Raw genomic sequence first — 22,028 nt, 5'->3', positions numbered from 1 at the left:
AAATCCAATCTCTATAAATGAGCCAATAATGATAAAACTAATTTTAATATTCTTCATGTCTTTTTATGCTATACTTTTTTTATCTGGATGTACAGCTAACCTTACAGAACCAGAGATAAATTTTGAGCCCCCTGCGTATGTAGAACAGATGCCAAGTAAAGAAGATAAACAGGATTATACTTCAATTGGAAGTATTTTTGGGCAAGGTGATAATCCTCTATTTTCAGACCACAAGGCGATGCATGTAAATGACATTGTTAGGGTGGTGATTTCTGAAAATGCACAGAGTTCAAGTACTGCTGCTAAAGATCTAAGCGAAGCTGACACAAGTGCTTTAGGTGGTGGAACTTTTGCCGCAACAGGTGGAAACCCTGCTGTTAGTTCTTATGCAAATAAGCTTAATGGACTCTCAAATATTGGTTTTACAGGTACTTCTACAAGTACTTATCAGGGTGCTGGCAGTGCAACTAAAGACGCGTCTTTTACTACCACAGTTTCTGCTAGAATAGTAAAAGTAATGCAAAATGGAAACTATTTTATCTCTGGAAAAAGAGAAATTTTAGTTGATGAACAAAAACAGATTATTCAAATTAGTGGTGTGATTCGTCCATACGATATTGACCAATATAATAAAATAGATTCTGCTCAAATGAGCGAAGCTAAGATTCTTTACCAAACTCAAGGGGATGTAGACCGTGCAACAAAACAAGGATGGGGAACCAAAATTATTCAGGCTGCTTGGCCATTTTAGTATAGTACTTTTACTTAGTGCATCTGCACTCAGTGCTCAAAGCTTTGAAGAGTTTAAACGATCACAAGCTGAATCATTTACTAAGTATAAAGATGAGAGAGATAACGCTTTTAACCAATACTTAAAACAACAATGGGAAGCTTACAATGTATATAAAGGCACTCCTTTATATGAAAAACCTAAACCAAGAGAAATACCTCCTGCAGAACCTGTAAAAATCAAAAGTGTTGGACCAAAAGTAAGTATTCAGGTTAAAAAAGTAATACATGTCGAGCCAAAACCGGTTCAAAAGTTTATTATCTTCAAAGAACCGGAAGTTAAAGTAAAAGTTGTAGAACCACAAAAAGAGATTGTTAAAAAAGAAGTGATAACTCCTAAAAAAAAGGAAGTTGAAATTGTTAAAGTTGAACCAAAAAAAGTCGAAGTAGTTTCAAAAGATATAAGCTTTAATTTTTATGGAACTCCACTGGGCTTTGATGTGCCAACAGGTATTAAAAGTGCAAAGTTTTATCCTCAGAGTCAAGAAGGTATAACAAACTTTTTTGACAGTGCAGCTTCAAGTGAATATGAAAACTTTTTAGGTGAAATAAAAAGAGTTAGTAATGAAATGAATCTTAATGATTGGGGTATTTATCTTTTAGTTTTAGATATATCAAATAGTGTACATTCAAATCAAGATAACTCAAATCTACTTAGTTGGTTTATCTTTAATAAACTTGGATATGCTGTGAAAATTGGACTTGCTCAAAGACATATTATATTAATGCATTATTCTAAAAAAATAATTTATGCAACTCCAAACTATAATTTTTCTGATAAAAAGTTTTATGTAGTATCTAACTATAATAAAGGTAGCGTGGGTAGATTATACTCATATAAACAAAACTATCCTGGTGCAACAAAACCACTAGATTTGGCTTTAAATACACTTCCTAATTTAACGTCTAAAATGAAGAAAAAAACTCTTTCATTTGAAGATTTTGGAAAAACATATAATGTTTCATTTGAGTATAACCAAAATCTTATAGATTTTATGGCTACATATCCACAGGCAGACTATGAAACTTATTTCAATGCCCCTATAGACAGCAGAACTTATCAATCTGTTGCTAGTGATCTTAAAAAGTATGTTGATGGCAAAAAGGCTGGAGATGCTATGAACTTTGTTCTTCATTTCGTTCAAAAATCTTTTAAGTATGAAAGAGATAATCAGCAATTTGGAAGAGAAAAAGTCATGTTTGCCAATGAAACACTATACTTTGATAAATCAGATTGTGAGGACAGAGCAGTTCTGTTTTCTTATCTTGTTAAAGAGCTATTTGGTGTCAGTGTAGTCGGTGTTAAATACAAAGATCACATGGCAACTGCTCTATATGTTCCTATGTCAGGAGACAGTGTGAAAGCAGGTCAAAGAAAACTGATTGTAGCAGATCCTACATATATTAATGCGAGTATTGGGCAAAGTATGCCCAAATATAAGTCTTTAATACCTGAGAGTTTTGTGCTTGTAAAGAAAGATTAATTACTATTTCTTAATTTTGAGGAGTGTGTTGAAACTCTCCTCATCAATTGCTTTACTAAAGTAAAATCCTTGGTATTGGTCTGATCCACACTCTTTTATAAACTCTAACTGTTCATTACTCTCTATGCCTTCTGAAATAATATTCATATTGAATGTTTTTGCCATATTTATTACAATTTTAACAAGTTCTTTGTTTGAATCAAGGGAAAGATTATCAAAAAAGCATTTATCTATTTTAAGAGTATTTACTGGTAGTTTTTGAAGATAAGTTATAGATGAATAACCAGTTCCAAAATCATCTATGGAAAACTTAACTCCAAGTTTTTGTAGATTTTTTATTTTGATAATTGCTAAATCAAAATCTTTTATGATGTCATTCTCTGTTATCTCTAATTCTATTTTTGATGGGTCTACTTTGTAGTGTAAAATAGTTGATATGATATTTTCTTCAAAATCTGCTTTAAGAAGCTCTTCTGAACTAATGTTAATAGCGATTGCTCCATCAAAAATTTCTGTAGAAGATTTTAAAAATTCACATGCTTTTTTAAGTGCAAGAGAGGTAATATCCGGTATAACACCAATTTCTTGTGCTACATCTAAAAATGATCCTGGATAGAGTAGGCCTTTATCTGGATGCAACCATCTTATTAATATCTCTGCTCCATCTATTTTTTCAGTTTTAACATTTACTTTTGGTTGAAAATAAAATTTAAATTCATTATTTTTAAGAGCATTCTTTATCTCTTTTTCAAGAGCAATATATTTCTTTAATTCATTGTCAATTTGACGGTCAAAAAATACATACTGATTCTTTCCTTGAGCTTTTGATTGATTCATAGCTGTATCTGCATGTATTATAACTTCGTCCTTGAGCTCTTCATTATCTGGGAATAGTTTTATCCCTATACTTAAGCTTATATCTATTTTATGTTCATAAATAAGAAAAGATTCTGAGATAGATTTTAAAATCTTTGTACATATTCCTTTTATACATTTTGCAATATCTGAATTTTCTTTATCAAAGTTTAGCAACATGATTCCAAATTCATCACCACTGATTCTAGCTATTACATCGTCTTCTCTTAGAATATGTTTTAGCCTTTGTGAAACTTCCACTATCAACATATCTCCAATATTATGTCCATATTGATCATTTATTTTTTTAAAGTCATCTATATCAATATATAAGAATGCATGTGTAAAGTTATGTCTTTTTGCTTTTATGAATTCTTCATGTAGTTTCTCTATAAGAGAATTTCTATTTAATAGACCTGTTAGAAAATCATGATTTGCTTGATACTGTGCATCTTCTTGAGCTTTTTTAATTGATGTTATATCAGTAAATTGAGCTATATAGTTAGTAGTTTTATTATCTTCATTTTTTATTGCAGTAATAGATAATATTTCAGGGTATATTTCTCCATTTTTTCTTTTGTTAAATATTTCACCTTTCCATTTGCCAAAGCTAATTATTTCATTCCACATAGCTTTATAAAATTTATCATCGTTAAGATGTGATTTTAGAATTTTTGGATTTTTCCCTATTGCTTCTGAAGCTTCATACATTGTAATATCTGTAAATGCTTTATTGACTTTTACAATAGTTCCGGATAAGTCTGTAATTACCATGGCTTCTTGAGCATCAAATGCATAACCTGCTATTCTTAACTCTTGTATGTATTTTTCTTCTTTAGTAATTAATCTTTTTAATATATATGTCAAAAATATTAGAGCTATAATAGAAATTGACCATAAAAAGATAGTTATATAGAGAGAGTGTAATGATTTGTCATACATTTGATTTGCATTATCTTTATATCTATCTAATATTTTTGTAGATATACCGGCAAATATTTCTATATATTCTGTACTTGCTTTGAAACACTTATCGGCTTCCTTAGTATTATGCAGTGAGGAATTTAATATATTATTTCTACAGTAGTTCAATTTATCTTCTACAGCTATATTGTAAGATTCGTTATATATTTTATTTAACTCGTTGGAAGAACTGGCAAAAAAATCTTCAGTAAGTTCATTCTGCTTTTCTTGAAAGTTCTTTAGCTCTAGAATAATTTTATCATCAGTGGTGTCATATAGTAGTTGATTGTATATATATGCTCTCTCTAAACCCGCATACTCTTTTAGTTTTTGCAACTCAATGATTGATTGTGTATCATGTTTTATATCTTTAAATGATATATTAAATATTTTTATAATGAGGATTATTTTTCTGTTTATATCTGTATAGTAGTTTATTTCATCATCAAATTTAATAGATGAGTTTAAAACTTTCTCTCTGACTTCTTTTAAACTTTTTAAGTCTTGCATTATCTCTTTTACGACTGGTTTGGCTTTATAGTCGACGATACTCTCTAGTTCTCTTTTAGATTCTGATTTTAGTTTAATTATTTTTAGAAGTTCATTATATGCTTTATCTGTTTTAGTATGTTGTTGTTTTAGTTTTTCTTTGTATAGATTTTTATCTTCTATTACTATATATCCAGCGCTTAAACCTCTTTCTATCTGTATGTTATGAATAAAGTTAGCTAAAACGTCTGTGACATGTGCTGATAGTTTGAATGCGGAACTGTAGTTAAGCTGTTTAAACTCATGAACTACGGATGTATAAGAAAAATATATAAGAGCAATTGCAGGAATATAAAATATTATAAATATTTTGTATTTAAGAGATTTATTTTTCATAGAATGATTTTATCAAAAATAACAGATTTATTTATTGACCAAAGACAAACTAAATACATTAGTCTGTCAATGAAACATTAAAGTTTAGTAGTTATATGCAACTTTATATGTTGGATCATCTTCTTCATAAGCACAGTGAGGACCGGCTTTTTTAAGGATTGCTTTACAGTCAGCAGAGAGGTGACGAAGAAGTAGGTTTTTACCAGCATCTTCGTATTTTTTTGTTATTGCATCTATCGCTTCAACACCTGAAGAGTCCATAACTCTTGCATCTTTAAAGTCAATTACAACTTTTGGAGGATCATTTGGTATGTCAAAGTTATCTGCAAATGTAGTAGCAGAACCAAAGAAAAGAGGACCGTCAAGCTCATAAACTCTAGTTCCATCAGCTTCGGTATGAATACGTGCAAATATTCTTGCATGTTTCCAGGCAAAAGCTAACGCAGAGATAATCACACCAGCTATAACTGCAACAGCTAAATCTTCTACAACTGTAATAACAGTAACTGCAACCATTACAAATGCATCAGTTTTTGGCATACGACTCAAACGAGAGAAGCTTGACCACTCAAAAGTACCGATACTAACCATAAACATGATTCCAACAAGTACAGCAACCGGAATAGCATTTAAAACGCCACTCATTGATACAACTAAAATAATAAGTCCTACAGCTGCAACAAATGATGAAAGTCTACCGATACCACCGGAAGTGTAGTTGATGATACTTTGACCAATCATTGCACAACCAGCCATACCACCAAAGAAACCACATGTTACGTTTCCAGTTCCCTGAGCTATACACTCTTTGTTTGCAGAACCACGAGTATTACTAAGTTCATCTAAAACAGAAAGTGTAAGAAGTGACTCGATAATACCAACAAGAGCAACGATAACAGCATATGGAAGAACCATAATGATAGCATCTATGCTAAATATATACTCAGGAATCCCAAAGCTTGGAAGTTGTCCTGCATATTTACTCATATCATCAAGACCACTAAGTAAAAGAGTATCAGCTTTTGTAAAATAGACACCTATCGTTATTACAATTATTGCAACAAGTCCGGCAGGAACAGCTTTTGTCACTTTTGGAAGAAGATACATGATAGCCATAGTAACAAATACTAAAACATACATCATGTAACCTTGACCTTCAAAAAATTTAAACTGAGCAGTTCCAATAACAATAGCAAGACCATTTACAAAACCATGAATTGCAGGTGTTGGAACTAGACGAATAAATTTACCAAGTTTTAATGCCCCAATAGATATTTGAATAAGTCCAGCTACAACAGTCGCAAGTAGTATGTAGTGTAGAACTCCCATTGCTATAGCTTCTCTTGAGGCACCTTGTGCTTCTAGTAATGCAGTGGCTTCAATACCAAGACCAACTAAAACGATAGCAACAGCACCGGTAGCACCAGAGATCATACCAGGCTTACCACCGATAAGAGAAGTGATTAGACCTAAGATAAATGCAGTGTAGAGACCAACAACAGGACTAACTCCAGCAATAAAACTAAATGCAATAGCTTCAGGAACCAGTGCAACAGCAACAACTAAACCAGAGAGAATATCATTTTTGATATTGGCTGATGTGTATTTTTTTAAATCAAACAATTGTGAGAAGCCTTAAAAGTGGTATTTTTAAAATTTCGCGATTATATCTAAAGAGTTATGAAGATTTGCTTGTATAATATATATACATATATAATACATATGTTTTGTGACTTTTTAGATACAATTAATGTATAAGTTATTAAAGGACAGGTAATGAGCGATGATTTAAAAAATTCTAATGTTGAAGAATTATTAAATAGATTACCGGGAATGCTATATAGATGCAAGTATGATAGTGACTGGACAATGCAGTTTGTTAGTGAAGGCTGTAAAGAGTTGACTGGCTATGAAATAGAGGAGCTACTATATAATAAAAGCATGTCATATGCTTCTATAATTCATGAAAATGATCTGAACCTAACATATATAGAAGTAACTAAAGCTTTAGAATCAAATACACCATTTAGTTATGAATATAGAATATATACTAAAGATGGCAGTTTGAAGTGGGTTTGGGAACAAGGAATAGGGCTATATAATGATAGCGGTGAAGTTGTAGATATAGAGGGCTACATCACAGATATAACTTACCAAAAAAAACAGAGTGATGAACTTCAAACAGAGTTAACTAAAAAAGATAAAGAGCTTCTTGTCAATTCAACACTACTTGATGAATACAAAAAAGCAGTTGATGAAGGTGCTATTGTAACTAAGACAGATATAAACGGAATTATTACTTATGTAAATGATGAGTTTTGTAGAATGTCTGGTTTTGCTAGAGAAGATGTTATTGGTAAGTCTCATAGTATCGTGAGGCATCCGCAAAATCCAAATTCAGTTTTTAGTAATTTATGGAAGACCATACTTGATAAAAAAATCTGGAAGGGTGTTATAAAAAATAGGACTAAAGATAAAAAAACATATTATGTAAAATCTACTATTGTTCCTATTCTTGATTATGATGGTGAGATAAAAGAGTTTTTTGCCATTAGACATGATGTTACTGATCTGATTCTTCAAGAGAAAAAAATCAAGTTCCAAACTACAGATGACATGACACAATTGCCAAATAGACAAAAGCTTATTGAAGATTTACAAGAGAATAAAGAGCTAAAACTTGCCATTATAAATATAGAAAAGTTTAAAGAGATAAATGATTATTATGGTTTTGATACAGGGGATAGACTTCTTGTAGAACTCTCGACAATGCTTTCAAAAATTTGATGTGTCAACCCTATATCATACAAAGAATATAAAATTCTAAGCAGCTATTTCATTTTGTAGCATTAGCTCTTCAAACTCAACTGGAGAATAATTATTATTTGAGCTATGCATTCTTTGCCGATTATAATAGACTTCTATATATTCAAATATAGATTGATTAGCAGCAGCCTTAGTCTCATAAATTTCATGATGTGTTAGTTCAGTTTTTAATGTGTGAAAAAAGCTTTCTGCAACCGCATTATCCCAACAATTACCTTTTCTACTCATACTTTGAATAATATCATTTTCTGTTAATAAATCTTTGTGAGAGTATGAAGCATATTGACTTCCTCTATCGGTATGCCATATCAAGCCTTTTGGTGGCTTCCTACTCTTTAAAGCCATAATGAGAGCATCATTAACTAAATTAACTTTCATATTATCATCCATTGACCAGCCAACAATTTTTCTTGAGTATAAATCTATAACAGTTGCAAGATAAAGCCATCCTTGGCTTGTTGGTATATATGTTATATCTCCAACATATTTTTTATCAGGGGCAGATGCATAAAAATCTCTATTTAAAAGATTAGGTGCAATGGGTAAGTTATGATTTGAATCAGTTGTACTAATTTTAAACTTTTTCTTTTTATTGGCGATAAGATTTAAATCTTTCATAATATTACCAATTCTTTTTCTTGAGATAACAAGCCCATATAATCGTTCTAACTTATCCTTTAACCGTCTTGTGCCGTATTTACATCTACTCTGCATAAAAGTAGTTTCTATCAGTTCATTAAGTTTTTTATCCACTTTTTTAACTACACAGCCAGTTCTAACCCAATGATAATAGCTTGATAGATTCACTTTTAAAATTTTACACATTATATTTATATTGAAGCTCGTTTTATTATCTTTTATCCACGCATACTTTACTGAACTTCTTTTGCAAAGTATACTGCTGCCTTTTTTAATATATCACGCTCTTGTCTAAGGAGTTTGGTTTCTCTTCTTAATCTTTTATTCTCTTGTTCTAAAGTCTCTTTAGGAGATTGAGCTATCGGTTTAGTTGTATCTTGGTTTGTCTTTTTGTATTCATTCATCCAGTTATAAATTGTCTTAGGATTTACATTTAAATCTTTAGCAATTTTTAGAACTGAGTCGCCACTGTTTAACACCAACTGTATTGTTGAATCTCTAAACTCTCTTGTATACTGACTATTTTTCATATTTTCTACTCTCTTCATACTTTTATTTTAGCTTAGACTTATTTAATTTCTAAGTATGAATAAGTGTAGCCACATCAATTTGAAATGGCGACTAATCATGCTAAGTTAAATAATGAAGAGTTTGTATTTTTTGATGAAAATATAGAGATAAAAGAGCAACTTGAGAACAATGTAAATTGGACTAAAAAATTAAAAGCTGCGATAGAAGATGACAGAATAGTTATGTTTGCTCAGCCAATAGTATGTAATACATCTACGTGCGCAAAAAAGTATGAGTGTTTGATTCGTATGATAGATACAGATGGAACAGTTATATCTCCATTTAAATTCTTAACAATAGCAAAAAAATCAAGACTCTATCCTGAGCTGACAAAAATAGTAATTGAAAAATCAATTGATTATTTTAAAGATAAAGAAGACTTTTTTTCAATCAACCTTACATTAGAAGATATTTTAAATCAAGATATAGTAGACTTATTAAAAGATCAGATTGAGAAGTATGATGGTCTAGGACAAAGACTAATAATAGAAATAGTTGAAGATGAAGGTATTGAGAACTATAATGAGGTCAGTACTTTTATAGATAGTGTAAAAAGTTTAGGTTGTAAAATAGCTATAGATGACTTTGGTACAGGATATTCAAATTTTGATTATTTGATGAAGCTAAATGTTGATTTTATTAAAATAGATGGTTCAATCATAAAAAATATAGACCATGATAATGGTGCAAAAATAGTAACAGAACTGATTGTAGACTTTGCTAAACGATTAAATATAGAAACAATTGCTGAGTTTGTTTATAGCCAAGAGATACATACTATAGTAAAAGAGATGGGAATAGACTATTCTCAAGGATTTTACTTGGGGAAACCAGAGCATCTAGTAAAAAAGTAGATGAATATGTAAGAGAATTACTTTAGATAGTTTTATGTTTAGAAATCATTCTGTGATATACTCTAAACCAATTTAAATTAGGAGATATAGTAGTATGAAAAATCTATTTTATATGTTAGCAGTTGTAGTGTTCTTAGGTGGGTGTTCTTATAAAAATGAGTCAATAAATCTTTCTTCGTATAATACCGAGTATACAGGAGAGACTTCAAAAGAGAAAAAGAGTGTCTATATTGAGTCTGTAAAAGATGTTAGAGATGATAAAAGAACTATAGGTTATATACTTAAAGATGGTAAAAAAACTACAAATCTTTTTAGTACTGAAGATTTTGAGAAAAAATATAAAGACGGATTAAGTAGTGCACTTCGTATGGCTGGATTTAAAGCTAGCTCAGATGTAAATGCAGATTTAGTTATGAATATAAATATAAAAAATATAGAGCTTATTCATAATGATAAAAGTTTTGATAAAAACTTAAAGGGTCAGATAGAGCTAGAAGTTATTATAAAAAAAGGTACGGAGACTGTAACTCAGAACTTTAAACCTTCAGCATCAAAGTGGATATCACCATCATACAGTTCTAAAGATTTAGAACCGTTTTTAAATGAGCTGTTTTCAGATAGTATAAATGATATTGTTTCAAGATTAACTGCGCATTGATCTTTTAAACTCTCCTAAAATTTATTTAAGAGAGTTTAATTGTTCTTGTACTTTTACTTGCTTCGTTTGTGCATCTGCTAGAGCTTCACGATTTTTAACCAGAACGTCCTCAGGAGCATTTGCAACAAATCTCTCATTGTTTAGCATCCCGCTAAGTTTGTCTATCTCTTTTTGTAGTTTTTCATCTTGTTTGGAGAGTTTAGAGATGATTGAGCTTAAATCAATAGAATCAGTTGGTATGAAAGTCTCACATGTATCTGCTATATCACTTACTGCATTATCAATTTTTATCTCAGTAAATTCAACCTCTGTAACTTTAGCTAGTCTGGCAATGAATGGAAGCATCATCTCTTTGTCAGCATCTGAGATGCCATCAATTTTCACATATGCTTTTTCAATCTTTTGATTAGCTAAATCTACAAGAACTTTTGCACGTCTAATGGATACGATAGCGTCCATAATGATTTCAAATTTCTTCTCTTCTTTTCTCTGCTTAGTCTTACTTGGGTATGAAGAAATCATAATAGAGTCGGAAGTCTCTAAAGATGTTCCAGATAATTCATGGTAAAGATATTCAGTAATAAACGGCATAAATGGGTGAAGAAGTTTCATAGCCTCTTTAAAGATAGCTCCAAGTTCTACAATAGAACCTTTGTCAGCTTTAGAAAGCTCGATACCCCAGTCACAAAACTCGTTCCAAAGAAATCTGTACATAACAGTTGCTGCATCGTTGAATTTGTACTCATCAAGAGCTGCGCGAACCTCTTTTGTAGCTAAGTTTAGACGAGACACCATATAACGACCTAAAGTAGTTTCAATACAAAAACCTTTTATGTCAGGGAAAGTGTCTACATTCATCTGTAGGTACTTAGTTGCATTGTAAAGTTTGTTCGTAAAATTACGGTTTAGCTCTAGCTTCTCTTGGCTCATTCTTATGTCACGACCTTGAGCAGCAGAGATAGCAAGAGTAAATCTTAATATGTCAGCAGAGTATTTGTTGACCATATCTAAAGGATCGATTACATTTCCTTTAGACTTACTCATTTTTTCACCTTTTTCATCACGAACAAGAGCATGAAGATAAATGTGGTTAAAAGGAAGTTTACCATTGAAGTTCTCACCCATCATCATCATTCTAGCTACCCAGAAGAAAAGAATGTCAAAACCAGTGATTAGAAGGGTATTTGGATAAAAATCTTTCATGTCATCTGATTGGAAAAGTTTGTCCATCTCAGAATCACCATTACCCCAACCTAGAGTTGAGAATGGCCATAGAGCTGAAGAGAACCAAGTGTCAAGAACATCAGGATCTTGAGTCAGATTTTTTGATGCACATTTTGGACAGGCTTCAGGACGTTCTTCTTGAGATGCAAACTCATGGTCACAGTCATCACAGTAAAATACTGGAATCTGATGTCCCCACCAAAGCTGACGAGAAATACACCAGTCTCTTAAGTCACCCATCCAGGAGTTATAAGAGTTTATCCAGTGAGGAGGGAAGAATTTAGCTTCACCTGCATTTGTTTTCTCTATAGATTTATCGGCTACTTCTTTTCTAACAAACCATTGTCTCGAGATGTAAGGTTCAACAATATTTTTACATCTGTAGCAGTGTCCTACTTGGTGTTTATGGTCTTCAATCTTAACAATAAAGCCTTCTTCATCAAGTCTTTTAACTATGATGTCACGAGCTTCCATGCGCTCTAGACCTTTAAACTCTTCAGCGTAATCGTTTAAAATACCTTTTTCATCAAAAATAGTAATGAACTCTAAGTCGTGACGTTTTCCAACTTCGTAGTCATTCTGGTCATGTGCAGGAGTAACCTTTACAACACCAGTTCCAAAGTCCATATCAACATGTTCATCAGCGATAATAGCTACTTCTCTGTGAAGTAGAGGAAGACGGATTTTTTTGCCTATTAGGTCTTTGTAACGCTCATCATCAGGGTGAACCATAACAGCAGTATCACCAAAGTATGTCTCTGGTCTAGTTGTTGCAACTTCTACATGTCCGCTTCCATCTGCAAAAGGGTACTTGATATGGTAAAATTTACCATCATGATCTTCGTGTTCAACTTCTATGTCACTAAGAGCACCATCGTGAGTACACCAGTTAACCATATAGTTTCCACGAATGATAAGACCTTCGTTGTAAAGATGAACAAAAGCCTCTTTTACAGATTTTTGAAGTCCAGCATCCATAGTAAAACGCTCACGTTCCCATGCAGGAGTTACACCCATTTTACGAAGTTGGTCTGTCATGATTCCAGCAGACTCTTCTTTCCAAGCCCATGCACGTTCTAAAAACTTTTCACGACCTAACTCTTCTTTAGTTGTTCCTTCTGCTAAAAGTTGTTTTTCAACAACATTTTGAGTAGCGATACCTGCGTGGTCTGTTCCTGGTTGCCAAAGAGTTTTGTAACCATCCATTCTTTTATATCTAGTGATAATATCTTGAAGTGTAAATGTAAGTGCGTGACCAATGTGCAGACGACCTGTAACATTTGGTGGTGGCATCATGATAGAGAAGTTTTTTCCTTCTTCTTGGATAGCTTTGTTGCCATCTACTTCGAAGTACTTTCTATCTTCACATATTTTATAAATTTCGTTTTCTATTTTGCTTGGTTCATAGCCGTTTGACATATATATCGCCTTGTAAGAGTGCTTAAAATTGCGCGATTATATCTTAAAAGAGGTGATGATTTGCTTAGAAAAAGGTTTCTTTTTTTTCTATTTCAAAAAGGTATGAGTTTATAAAATTATAATAATTGTGCACAGTATGGGGGAGTTTCTCAAAATAGAAGAAATTTTTAATATCTTCTAGTTTAGTATGTTCAACATGTTTTACAAAAGAATAGCAATCCACTTCTTCTGTAAATAGTAAAAAAACAAAGCTTAAATAAGCATCACCGAGCTTGATAGTATGAATTACATCTGTTAATCTCATGCTATCTTCTAGGCTTTGAGATATATCTTCTTGTGAGTAAAATAAAACTAATGTAACAGGTACTTTATAACGTCTAATATTGTATGTCAGGTACTCAATTGAAGACTGTATATCTTCAACTAATGCTTTAGCTACGTCAATATGTGAGAGTCCTGTGTTTAAAAACAGTTTTGTATCTTCATCTTTAGACATCTAATTTCCCTTATATGAAAGAGTTTTAGATTCCCGTAACTCTTTTTTTGATCTCAATTTTATCTTCATACATATGTTTATCAGCATCTTCAATAACATCTGATAAAATTGCGCCAGCTTTATACTCACAAACCCCAAATGAAAAGCTCACATGAAATGAATCATCTTGCGCTTTTAGTTTCTTTGAAATAATATCTTCTCTAATAGTATTTAAATTTGCTATAGCTTTTGCTGAAGAAACTTTTTTTGAGAACATAATTATAAACTCATCACCACCATATCTCACTACACTGTACTTTGTTTTTCTAAGTTGGTTAGCAATGAAGATAAGAACTTTGTCCCCTATTATATGACCAAATGTATCATTTACAATTTTAAAATAGTTTAAGTCAATTATAGCTAATGTTCCAGCTTCTTTAAGAGTATCTGAGTTTTCTTTTAAGAAGTTGTCACGTAGCCATTTTCTGTTTTGTACATTTGTAAGTTCGTCTTTATATACTGATTCTTTAAGTTTTTCTACTTCACGGCGAAGAGCTTCTGTTTCTTGTAGTACAATATTTAGTAGTTTCTCATCTTTTTCTTTGATTGCATTTATAGCTTTTGTAGTACTGTCACTTAACTGCATAGCACTTTTGGAAGCTTGAGTTTGCAGGTCGGTTAGGTTTGAACACTCCATAATCATCAGTTCTTTTGCAAGTTCTTTTTCATTATTTATATCCGCATTATGGTTGTTAGCAAATTTTGAAAAAATAGAAGCATACATGCTTGGAGTTACTACAGATAGTTGATCAATAGAATTTTTTGTTTCATTAGATATTATTTTGAGAGTGTCTTGTTGGGCTTGCATTGTGTGCTACCTTAATTTATATAACTTAATACACAATTATAACATATAAAAATAAGTATATATTTAAAGCACTGACATTTTAAATACAAAATTATTTTAGTTTCCAAAACATCAATCTATCTGCCTCATCTGCTGTTATTAACTGGTCGGAGGCGTTAAAATATATCTTTAATAAAGTCTGTTTATGACCTTTTAGAACATACTTTTCTTCTAGAGTTATTGTGTCAATAACAGAAATTTCACTATCTTCATTTTTTACAAATGCAGCCATTGTTGCATCTGGATTTAGGGCTACACTATAGATGAAAAATTCACCTTTAGTCATCTTGTAGATTTTTGGTGTTTTATAGAGAATTACACGTCTATCTTTACCACCACTAATTAGCAGACCATTTTTATAATCAATTGAAAAGATATCTCTTTTGTTGGCTTTATTGTATATATCTACTATCTTCCCAGTCTTAATCTCTATCTTGCTTATTTGCGGTGTTTCATCAGATGTAAAAAGATACTTTTTATCTTCACTGAATGTAAAGTCTGAAAAACTCGCGAGGTTTAGTTGTTTCTTGTAGATAGTTTTTTTAGTTTTTAAATCAAATAGTATTAACGCATTATCCATTGTCGCCATCATTACAGTGGCTGCATCTACAAACTTAATTTTTTGAAGTGCTAAGTTATGAGACTTATCTAGAATTTTTGTTACTTTATGATTTTCGTAAATATAAAATTCTCTCAAAGTGTTAAGCAACCGCACAATAAAGATGAGTTTTCCATCCATGTAGTCTACACTTACAACAAGGGAACGTATATCATCTCCTAGAATATTTTTATGCTTTTTTAGTACAATTTTATCAATAAGTTTGTCTGTTTTTAAATTATAGATATCGATGATTCCTTCTTCTGTTGCTATAATAAGTGTGTCATCAACTTTTACAAAATCAGATACTGCTTCACTGGCTTTAATATACTTATATGGAGTTATATCTTTGGCAAAAGTATTTACACTAAGTAGTAGTATTAGAGATATTAAGAGTTTCATAATTTATCCTTTAAGTTGTTGAGCCAAACCTACTATAGAAACTTTAAATGCGTCATTCTCACAAGCTTCAATACATTGCCCACACTTTATGCAAGCTGCACCTGTAATTGGCTTGCTTGTCATTCCTACCATTCCTAGTATTTCTACTTCTGGACATGCTTGAAAACAAGCCATAGAATAGAGGCATTTGTCCTTGTCATGACTGACTTTAACAAGTGAGTATTTTCCTATAAGCGCATTAAATCCACCAAGTGGGCAGATATGACCACACCATCCATACTCTTGTGAGAAAAGGTCAAAAAGAAAAATAGCCAGAAGAAAAAACCAGCCAAAACCGAAGCCAAATATAATACCTCTGTGCGCGATACCAATAGGACTTATCATATCAAAGGCAGCTATTGAAAATACAAATGACAAGATTAACGAAACAGCTATAACCCAATATCGAATGTTACGGCTAAAGACAAGAGTGTTTTCTTTTTGATTTAGTCCAAGCTTCTTTCTAAACCATGTCGCAGTTTCAGTGATGATATTAACTGGACATACCCAAGAGCAGAAAAAACGACCGCCTACAACTCCATAGGCAAATAAAACAATAAGTACACCCATTAAAATATCAGCTGAGATAACAGCACCACCCGCAAACATTTGAAGTACTGCATATGGCTCAGAGAGAGGAATTACTCCAAAAATTATTGAACTGCTTAGATTACCTGTAACTACATTCCATCCATAAGCATTTGCACCAAAATATAGTGTGAGTATAAATAGTTGAGTAAATCTTCTTGAAATCAAGAAACGATTTTTATATAAAATATTATTCATTGTAAAGTCCCTTTAGAATTCCATCTACATCGTTGACGTTGTCAATGGCACTCTTCTCGTTTCTTTTAGTTCTCTCCACCTTTATCTCCGTTGAGACAGCCTTATCTAATCTCTCCTCATCTTTTGCTTCCCAACCGACAACATAGTGCGAGCCTATATCGCCTTTAGAAATGGAAAGAGGAAGAACTTTAATAGATGCAACTGTTGTAGGACATGCATGTTCACACATACCGCATCCGGTACAGTAATTAGGCTCTACGACTGGTTTTAAAAAGGCATGCATATCTGTACGAGGATTACGCTCACTTAAAAGTACAATCGCTTTGTCAGCAAGTGGGCAGGCTCGAATACACATAGTGCATTGTAGCCCCAAGTAGGCCAAGCAAGTCTGAGTATTGATTGTTGCAAGACCCATTCTTGCACTGTTTATGTCAAGTTTATCATCAACTGTTAATACGTTTATATCAAGTGTATTTGTTGGACATGCTGAGGTACATGGTGCATCTGAACAAAGTCTACATGCGTCTTCTCTTGGAGTAAAGTAAGGAGTTCCGATAGAAATTTTATCTGATATTGTAGAGAGTTTTAGTACATCATATGGGCAAGCTTCAACACACATTCCACAACGAATGCAGTTTAGAACAAAATCTTTTTCAGCAATCGCTCCAGGTGGTCTGAGCATCAGACTTTTAGCTTGTGATTGAGAGAGGTAGGCACTCCATGCTATTACTCCAAATGCGCTATATCCGATTCCCTGCATGATTTTATGCAAGAAAGATCGTCTTGTGGAAGAGTTTAGTTTTTCCATTTTCGCACTCCTTGGTAGAATACTATAGTTAAAACATTTCTAGGCATGTGTATAATAAATTGTTATTATTATAGTCTTAAAAAATTAAACAAATATTTAAATATAATATTAGTTTAACTTATAGTATCTGTGCATAATTTTAAGAGATAAAATCTAGTAAAGCTTTTGTGAGTATAATCACACTCTTAAATTTTTGTGCAGGAGTTTATATTTGCCGTTATCTCGTCTAAATCAAGAACAATATGTTGCAGCAACTTCAAATGACGCACAAAATCTAATCATTGCATCTGCTGGAACTGGAAAGACATCTACGATAGTTGGACGCATCGGGCATCTCTTGGGAAATGGTGTAAAACCGCAAGAAATATTACTACTTACTTTTACAAATAAAGCAGCCGCAGAGATGGTTGAGAGAGTAGCTGAATACTTTGGTAAAGATGTAGCATCTAAGATAGATGCAGGAACTTTTCATGCAGTTAGTTACAGGTGGCTAAAAAAACTTGATGGAAGAGTTGTTCTAAAACAACAGCGTGAACTAAAAACACTATTTAGAAGTGTTTTTGAAAAGCGCTCATTTGATCACATAGGGGCTGAAATAACTCCATATGGCGGAAATTATCTCTATGACCTATACTCTTTTTATCAAAACACAGAGTTAGAAAAGCACTTTGAAGATTGGATAATTGAAACTTACCCTGAACACGAACTTTTTGCTATTATATATGCAGATGTAGTTGATGAATTTGAAGCTTTGAAAAAAGAGTATGGTTTTTTAAACTTTAACGATTTGCTACTTAATTTCAGAGATATTTGTAAAACAAAAGATTTGGGCTATAAAGAAGTTCTTGTAGATGAGTATCAAGATACAAATGCTCTTCAGGGAACACTTATTGAGACAATGAATCCACCATCTCTTTTTTGTGTTGGAGACTATGACCAAAGCATCTACGCTTTTAATGGTGCAGATATTTCTATCATTGGCTCTTTTGCTACAAAATATCCAGATGCTACTGTGCATACACTTACAAAAAATTATCGTTCAACTATACCTATACTCTCCCTTGCAACAAAGGTTATAGAACATAATGAACGCATCTATCCTAAACAGCTCGAAGTTACAAGAAATCAACCTTCACAAGCTCCTACACTTCTTGCTTATGATGAACTCTTCGATCAGTATCATGCAATAGCAGCAAAAATAAGAGCAACACAAACACCTCATGAAGAGATAGCAGTAATTTTTAGAAACAACTCTTCTGCTGATGGCATTGAAGTCGGTCTTCGTGAACTTGATATTCCATGTAAAAGAAAAGGTGGGACCAGTTTCTTTGACTCACGTGAAGTAAAAGCGATATTAGACTTTTATACTTTGCTGGTAAATGAGTCTGACATGATGTCTTTCATACATCTTTTTGAGTTTGCTCGTGGCATTGGAAGTGCAATGGCAAAAGAGATATATATTGCACTTAAAACTCTAGGACATGGAAGTATATTTTATGGTCTTTATGCACCTGATGAGTCCATAAATAATCCATTTGAGAAGAGAAAACTAAATCATCAACTAGGTCTCTTTGATGATTTCTTAGAACTAGGTGCTGTCGGGAAGTTTGCAAAGCTTGGTTTTGAAGCAAAGTTTATGAAAAATCCAATTTTAAAGCACCCAAAACTTACCAAAGACAGTGCTACTTTCTTACATGATTTTTATCTTCTATATCGTGATTTAAAAGGTATTAAACAGCCAAGAACAGTTGTGAAAAAAATTGCTGCATCTGCTATATTTAAATACATTGCTGATCACTTATCAAACAAAAGAGCACAGTTAAAAGACGGCTCTATAGATGAAAAGCAAAAGACAGAGTCACTTACAAGAATAACAAGAAAGATGATGCTTTTAGAAGAACTCTCCAAGCCATATGTAGAACATGACAGATTTTTAAATGCTATGATCTTAGGCTCATCTGACTTAACTCAGGGGGAGGGTGTTAACCTTCTAAGTGTCCATGCATCTAAAGGTTTAGAGTATAAAGAAGTTTATATAATAGATTTAATGGATGGCAGGTTTCCAAATAGAAAATTGATGCAAAGAGGTGGTTCACTAGATGAAGAAAGACGTCTTTTTTATGTATCTGTAACTCGTGCAAAAGATATTCTCTATCTTAGTTATGCAAAATATGACAAGGTGAAAAAGATAAACTTTGTGCCTTCTCAGTTTCTCTATGAAGCTGGACTTGTTCCTAAAGATGAAGCCTATCAAGCCTTGATTCAAAAAGAGTTAGACAAAGAAAATGAAGAGTAGAATTTTACTTTTGGCTCTCTTTTTTTATGATGTACGAAGAGATTATTGAAAGAATTACATATGCACAAAAGAAGTAAATTGCTACTTGAACTTTAGCATCTGTAAACTCGTCTGCACTTAGAGAGAGATTTGTAAGTAGTAGTGAGACAATAAAAACATCCGCCATCGACCACTTACCTATAAAATCTATATATTTCACGTTTACCTTCATTAGGGCACTAAAGTACAAAGAGATAGTTTTAACAATAGGTATGACTATACTAAAGAGCCCAATCATAACAGCCAGAAGATAGTTTTGTAAAAGCCACAGTTTCTCAACTGTAGTCCAGATTCCCTTTGACTCATATTTAAATATAGTAAAGCCAAAAATCGGCAGATCTTTAAAAATCTCAATCGTCATAATCGGTGCCAATATTCCAACTAACCAAGAGATAAGAGCAGCACTAAGAATGGAGATAACAAAAAGCTCTTTTGAGGAGAAAAAGTATGTTAGAAGCAGTAATCCTAATGCCACAAAATAGAGCATAGTATAGAGTTTGGTATTTTCTTTGTTTATTTGAATTTCTGCAGAGCTTTGTTTTTTTATTTCTTTAGAATCACTTCCTAAATAGTCTGATAAATACTTTTGTATTGAATTACTTGTAGTTTGTATATAGTTGTCTATTTTATTTTCTATCTTGTTATTTTGAGCATGAGAGAGCATCTCTTTATCGTACTTCATGGAGTACATATATGCCTGAGAAGCCATAAAGGCAATGATTAAAAGAAGTATTATTGATATGGAAACAGACGAAATACTTTTAGTTGGCATGATTCTCACTGCGAAGTTTTCTTACTTCTAGAAAATAAGTATGACCTAAGTATATTACATAATAGATAGCACCAAAAAATATAGCAAACGGTATTAGAGAAACGATATACAGAACTAATGTTTTTAGTCTTATCTTATTTGCAGAGAAATAGTGTATCTTCTTGTTTTCTTCTTTTGTACAGATATTTGAAGAGATATCAAATGTAATCATCTTATGAAAAAAGTAATATAGAGGAAGATTAAAAGCAATTATATTCAGAAGTGGTATAAAATAAAATGGTATTAAAAATATAAACAGAAGAAGCATTATCGTAGCCCACTTCATAACTAAAAAGAGGCCTGAAATAATATTTGAGTATCCAATCATCTCTACATCTTGATAGTGTCTGCGCTGTAGTTCTTTAAGAACAAAAGGAGTTAAAAAGCCTATGACAAGAATAGCTATAAATATAGAAGCATATAGAACTAAGAAACTCCCTATCGCATAGATAAGGAAAGTTGCAATCCATGAAGTAACTGCATAACTCATTAAAAACTGGATAATTGCAGTTCCTTCTATAAGCGTACTTATACTCTCAGTATGCGGGACACCATTTTGCATTGTAGTCTCTGTTGTTTGAACTTGCATCTGACCTAGGCTTTCTACTCCTATTCCTGCAACAACAAAAAACAAAATGTACATAGTTACTATAGTAAATATAAATGGCGCTAGAGAGTATTTGAGCATCTGCTTTGTAAAGAAGTCTTTGACACTAAGTAGTATTAGATTTTTTTCACTCATTGTTTGCTCCAAAGTTTTTGATTTAGTTTTAGCTCATCTACTATAGAGATAGCCAGGTGAAGAGTTTTTACATACTCCATTGCAATTTTATACTCTAATAGTGAACGAAATACAGATGGCTCAAAAAGATCTTTGTCATAGTATACAGCCATGTGAATATGATTGCCTATAAAAGAGATATATACCGGATGCTCAGATTTATTTTTAAAATCAAGAAGCTTCTTCATAAGTGAGTGAGATAGAATATATCTAGCTTCTATTTGGTCAGATGAGTAAACAACAAATTCTTTCTCAAAGTTGTTGTCATCCATTTTTACAAGTTCATCCCTGCTAAAGTTATTTGACTGTAACCAGTTTCCTATGAGATTCCCAAAAGTACTCTGTGCAGTGTCTGGAAGTACCAGAGTCTTTCCATGAAAGTTCTTGTTAAATTCCGCTACTATAAAAAGCCCTTTAAAAATAGTACTCCAGCTCTCCTGACCTTTAGAATTTTTATGTCGTTTCTCGGCATGAATGTCAGAGAACTCTATCTTTGTACCATCTATATTTCCTCTAACGTAGTCATTACCATTCATCCTGTCAGGTTCAGAGAATAGGTCTGAACGTGTAAATATATGCTCAGTAACGTGATGATTAGAGTTATATGATAGTTTATCGTCAATGGCATGTATGAGTGGTTTTATGACACTTTGTTTAAACTCAGTTGTGTAGTCTTTTATGAGAAATTTGTAGATTATTGCACCAAGAGCAAAGTAACCAAAACCTATGAAAAAAAGAAAGTCTGGACTTTGAGCAATAAAGGAAGATAATGAAAAGGCTATTAATACAACCACAAGAGAGTAGATTATACCTACGACAACTATTCTGTGGCGTAAATGTTTTCTATCCTCTTCTAACTCTTGAAGTGTAGGGTAGAGTGTTTTGTAGTAAAAGTCAGTCAGTTCACTTGCATTTTTCAT

The 22,028-nt window shown here is 32.5% G+C and carries 19 protein-coding genes; 6 read left to right on the top strand and 13 right to left on the bottom strand.

What is annotated here, in order from left to right; all coding sequences use genetic code 11:
• Positions 1-28: 28 nt before the first annotated feature.
• Together flgH and SMGD1_RS01780 are read left to right on the top strand one after the other, a co-directional pair.
• Complete coding sequence (gene flgH, locus SMGD1_RS01785) at positions 29-751, top strand: flagellar basal body L-ring protein FlgH (RefSeq protein ID WP_008340055.1); 723 nt, start codon at positions 29-31, stop codon at positions 749-751.
• Entirely contained in the window at positions 696-2,273 is a 1,578-nt protein-coding gene (locus SMGD1_RS01780; RefSeq protein WP_241761422.1) for a hypothetical protein, read from the top strand. Before flgH ends, SMGD1_RS01780 begins: the two co-directional genes overlap by 56 nt.
• Before the next feature lie 3 nt (positions 2,274-2,276).
• Here the strand turns inward: SMGD1_RS01780 and SMGD1_RS01775 are convergent, their stop codons facing one another.
• A complete protein-coding gene (locus SMGD1_RS01775) occupies positions 2,277-4,976 on the bottom strand; it encodes an EAL domain-containing protein (RefSeq protein WP_008340035.1) in 2,700 nt (899 codons plus the stop codon).
• A gap of 84 nt (positions 4,977-5,060) precedes the next feature.
• Positions 5,061-6,599 (bottom strand): SulP family inorganic anion transporter, encoded by a 1,539-nt coding sequence (locus SMGD1_RS01770; RefSeq protein WP_008340102.1) that lies wholly within the window; start codon positions 6,597-6,599, stop codon positions 5,061-5,063.
• Positions 6,600-6,752: 153 nt separating this feature from the next.
• Between SMGD1_RS01770 and SMGD1_RS01765 the strand changes: the two genes are divergently transcribed.
• Entirely contained in the window at positions 6,753-7,763 is a 1,011-nt protein-coding gene (locus tag SMGD1_RS01765; RefSeq protein ID WP_008339951.1) for a sensor domain-containing diguanylate cyclase, read from the top strand.
• 36 nt (positions 7,764-7,799) lie between these two features.
• Here the strand turns inward: SMGD1_RS01765 and SMGD1_RS01760 are convergent, their stop codons facing one another.
• Positions 7,800-8,663 (bottom strand): IS3 family transposase, encoded by an 864-nt coding sequence (locus SMGD1_RS01760; RefSeq protein WP_241761503.1) that lies wholly within the window; start codon positions 8,661-8,663, stop codon positions 7,800-7,802.
• Between the two features lie 11 nt (positions 8,664-8,674).
• Positions 8,675-8,989, bottom strand: coding sequence for a transposase (locus SMGD1_RS01755; protein ID WP_008340464.1), 315 nt, complete (start codon positions 8,987-8,989; stop codon positions 8,675-8,677).
• Between the two features lie 66 nt (positions 8,990-9,055).
• On the opposite strand from SMGD1_RS01755, the gene SMGD1_RS01750 reads away from it, so the two are divergent.
• Both SMGD1_RS01750 and SMGD1_RS01745 read left to right on the top strand, forming a co-directional pair.
• Positions 9,056-9,865: an EAL domain-containing protein gene (locus tag SMGD1_RS01750; protein WP_008340050.1), complete on the top strand. Its 810-nt coding sequence runs from the start codon at positions 9,056-9,058 to the stop codon at positions 9,863-9,865.
• 94 nt (positions 9,866-9,959) lie between these two features.
• A complete protein-coding gene (locus SMGD1_RS01745; protein ID WP_008340034.1) occupies positions 9,960-10,523 on the top strand; it encodes a YajG family lipoprotein in 564 nt (187 codons plus the stop codon).
• A 21-nt stretch (positions 10,524-10,544) separates the two neighbouring features.
• On the opposite strand, the gene SMGD1_RS01740 is transcribed toward SMGD1_RS01745, so the two are convergent.
• From SMGD1_RS01740 to napG, 6 genes are all read right to left on the bottom strand, one after another.
• A complete protein-coding gene (locus tag SMGD1_RS01740; protein WP_008340054.1) occupies positions 10,545-13,166 on the bottom strand; it encodes a valine--tRNA ligase in 2,622 nt (873 codons plus the stop codon).
• A gap of 64 nt (positions 13,167-13,230) precedes the next feature.
• Complete coding sequence (locus tag SMGD1_RS01735) at positions 13,231-13,662, bottom strand: hypothetical protein (protein ID WP_008339918.1); 432 nt, start codon at positions 13,660-13,662, stop codon at positions 13,231-13,233.
• Between the two features lie 25 nt (positions 13,663-13,687).
• Positions 13,688-14,509 carry a GGDEF domain-containing protein gene (locus SMGD1_RS01730; RefSeq protein ID WP_008340106.1) on the bottom strand — a complete coding sequence of 274 codons (822 nt, stop codon included), beginning with the start codon at positions 14,507-14,509 and terminating at the stop codon, positions 13,688-13,690.
• Between the two features lie 91 nt (positions 14,510-14,600).
• Positions 14,601-15,548, bottom strand: a complete 948-nt coding sequence (locus SMGD1_RS01725; RefSeq protein WP_008339937.1) for a WD40 repeat domain-containing protein — start codon at positions 15,546-15,548, stop codon at positions 14,601-14,603.
• 3 nt (positions 15,549-15,551) lie between these two features.
• Positions 15,552-16,373 (bottom strand): quinol dehydrogenase ferredoxin subunit NapH, encoded by an 822-nt coding sequence (gene napH / locus SMGD1_RS01720; RefSeq protein WP_008339975.1) that lies wholly within the window; start codon positions 16,371-16,373, stop codon positions 15,552-15,554.
• The gene (gene napG / locus SMGD1_RS01715) at positions 16,366-17,181 is read right to left on the bottom strand and encodes a ferredoxin-type protein NapG (protein ID WP_008339988.1); all 816 of its coding nucleotides are present in this window, start codon (positions 17,179-17,181) and stop codon (positions 16,366-16,368) included. Before napG ends, napH begins: the two co-directional genes overlap by 8 nt.
• 211 nt (positions 17,182-17,392) lie before the next feature.
• Here napG and SMGD1_RS01710 point away from each other — a divergent pair, with 211 nt between their 5' ends.
• A complete protein-coding gene (locus SMGD1_RS01710; protein ID WP_008340033.1) occupies positions 17,393-19,477 on the top strand; it encodes an ATP-dependent helicase in 2,085 nt (694 codons plus the stop codon).
• Positions 19,478-19,481: 4 nt separating this feature from the next.
• Here SMGD1_RS01710 and SMGD1_RS01705 read toward each other — a convergent pair whose 3' ends face one another.
• The 3 genes from SMGD1_RS01705 to SMGD1_RS01695 are packed head-to-tail and all read right to left on the bottom strand — an operon-like array spanning position 19,482 to position 22,028.
• Positions 19,482-20,288, bottom strand: coding sequence for a paraquat-inducible protein A (locus SMGD1_RS01705; protein WP_008340041.1), 807 nt, complete (start codon positions 20,286-20,288; stop codon positions 19,482-19,484).
• A complete protein-coding gene (locus tag SMGD1_RS01700) occupies positions 20,278-21,069 on the bottom strand; it encodes an EI24 domain-containing protein (RefSeq protein WP_008339982.1) in 792 nt (263 codons plus the stop codon). The genes SMGD1_RS01705 and SMGD1_RS01700 overlap by 11 nt, the downstream gene beginning before the upstream one ends.
• A complete protein-coding gene (locus SMGD1_RS01695) occupies positions 21,066-22,028 on the bottom strand; it encodes a DUF3137 domain-containing protein (protein ID WP_008340070.1) in 963 nt (320 codons plus the stop codon). The genes SMGD1_RS01700 and SMGD1_RS01695 overlap by 4 nt, the downstream gene beginning before the upstream one ends.

This window comes from Sulfurimonas gotlandica GD1, assembly GCF_000242915.1.
In the GTDB taxonomy this organism is placed as follows: Bacteria; Campylobacterota; Campylobacteria; order Campylobacterales; family Sulfurimonadaceae; genus Sulfurimonas; species Sulfurimonas gotlandica.
Note: the sequence above shows the minus strand (reverse complement) of the source record. Positions and strands in the feature narration are given on the sequence as shown.